Annotated in this window: 1 protein-coding gene; it reads right to left on the reverse strand. The window is 60.7% G+C overall.

The features are described from left to right. Positions 1–497: 497 nt before the first annotated feature. Positions 498–2048: a hypothetical protein gene (locus tag BP858_RS01155; RefSeq protein ID WP_286878607.1), complete on the reverse strand. Its 1551-nt coding sequence runs from the start codon at positions 2046–2048 to the stop codon at positions 498–500. Positions 2049–2139 lie beyond the last annotated feature (91 nt).

Raw genomic sequence — 2139 nt, forward strand, 5'->3', positions numbered from 1 at the left:
TCCTGAGTTCGAATCTCAGCGAGCCCACTTCTTTTGGGAATATAAGCATAATTCTTAGAGTTATTCCAGGACCCGTTTCTCAAAATTACCAGAAATCTCCGAGAATTTCCCGGGACCATCATACAGGCATCTGACCCCTCCCAAGAAGGAAAGATGTAATCAGTGGCTCTTCTACCCGTTCCGCGCCAGCGCATTCGTACACATCATTCAAGCACTTTTCCCCCATTCTGCTCTCACCGTCCCGGGCCTTGCGGATTTGTATGGGTGGTAGGTGGGAAAACCCCTCCTCACCCAGCCACCCCATGCACCTCAACCGGGTTAGTACCGGCATACGTCAGCGCGGCAAACTCTCTCGGGTTTGCCATACAAACCCCCGGATCGTGGTGATCACTTCCCTGGGGTTGTCCTGGAGACCAATCAGCTCCAGATCGTCCAGGATCTTTGCCAGCGCCGGGCAGAACCCGGAGTGCTCCCGGGAAAAAAAGAAGAGTTCAGGTTCAGTGCTCCCCCTGATGGGGGACACAGCTAACCTGGAGCCTGCCGCCCGGTGTACCCTCGCCGCCGGAAGGAACCCGGAGGGCGAGCGAGATCGATGCCGTCTCGTTCACCGGCAGGACACCGGGGAGCGTCACCTCTTCCATCGCCCCAAAGGCGACCGGGGTGCCGCTGTTGCCAAGTTTTGCCATGTAGGAGACGGGCACACCAAGCCCCATGTTGTCCTGGACGACAGTGATGCGGATCGGCACGTTGCCGGTGTTGCGCACCGTCGGTCTCTCTGCTGTCCCGAAGTCGGCGTCACCCTCGACCCAGGCGTTCTCCCCCGGTTCGACGGTCCCGTAGTCGACCGTCGAAAAGTCGATCTCGAAGGACGCGGTCGGAAGATAGGTGAAGATGCTGGCTAGTGGCTCTACCGAGCTCCCCTCTTTGGACAGGACCTGCACCGAGACATGGTAGTCGCCGGGCGCCTGGGAAAAGAGGAGGTCAAGTTCGCCCGCATAGACCGCTGCGCCAGTCTCTTCCAGGGCACGCACAGCCTCATTAAGGCTCGTGCCATGGGCGTAGGTGACCAGCCCGGCCATGGAGGCCGCTTCGAGCGCATCCGTACCAGAATCCTGCCGGGTCAGGTTGACCCGGGAGAAGGGCGAACCGTCAGGAGACACTACATCGGCCACAATCAGGTCAGGCGTCGCGCCGCCCCCGGCAACAACCGCGCAGATATGGACGGTCTTTTCCGCACCGTAGGCACAGGGAGGCAGGAACTGGCTCCCCGCCTGGACCGGATCATCGTCGAGCCAGCCGAGGGCCGGATCGAGCTGCTCCCAGACGCAGAGCACGGCCGCCCGGGAGACAGACTCCCCGGCCGTTTCGTTCTCAGGCAAGGTATCGGATGACACCGACTCGTTCTCCACCACACCGGTGCCGGTAGATGGAGTGGGATCTATAGTGTCCGTCGGGAGCGGTGCCGTGGTGTTCTCAGCAGCATCCGGGCTGGCAGTCTCCACAGGCCCGGGGTCAGCCCCCTGGGTCTCCTCAGGAGAGACCGTGGATACAGAGGTCTCATTGGTTGCTGTGGTGTTCTCAGCCGGCTCGTCATCCTGGCCAGGCCCTTCGGTCACCACAGGCTTAGAGTCAACCACCGGGGTCTCCTCAGGAGAGAGCGTGGGTGTAGGGGTCTCCCCGGGTTCTGACAGAGTAGTGTCGTTTCCGGCCGGATCTGTCACATCCGTGGCCGTGGGCGTGGTCGTTCCAGTTAAGGTTCCTTCTTCCTCCGGCGCCGTGGAAGACGTATCATCGTCCTCCCCGGCATCAGGTACGATATCCTGGTCAGGCGGACCTTCATCCACCCCGGAGGAGTCATCGCCGGAGCCGGTCTGATCCGAAGGAGGCTCATCCGACAACAGGTTGTCGGCCGCTCCGGCATCAGCCTCCGCATGCGAGAGGGGATCCTCCACGGTATCTGCAGGCGAACCTGCAAACGCCGGCACGACGGAGACCGAAACAAGGAGAATCGCGAAGAAGATCGCGATCCTATCAATACTCTTCATCATCTACTGCCTCTCTTCATCCAGTGACTCCCACCCGTACAGAACGCACAGGCAGGAACTGATCACCGTTTCTCGCGATTTCGTCTTCCCGCTG

It is taken from the genome of Methanoculleus sp. UBA413 (genome assembly GCF_002502935.1).
Lineage (GTDB): Archaea > Halobacteriota > Methanomicrobia > Methanomicrobiales > Methanoculleaceae > Methanoculleus > Methanoculleus bourgensis.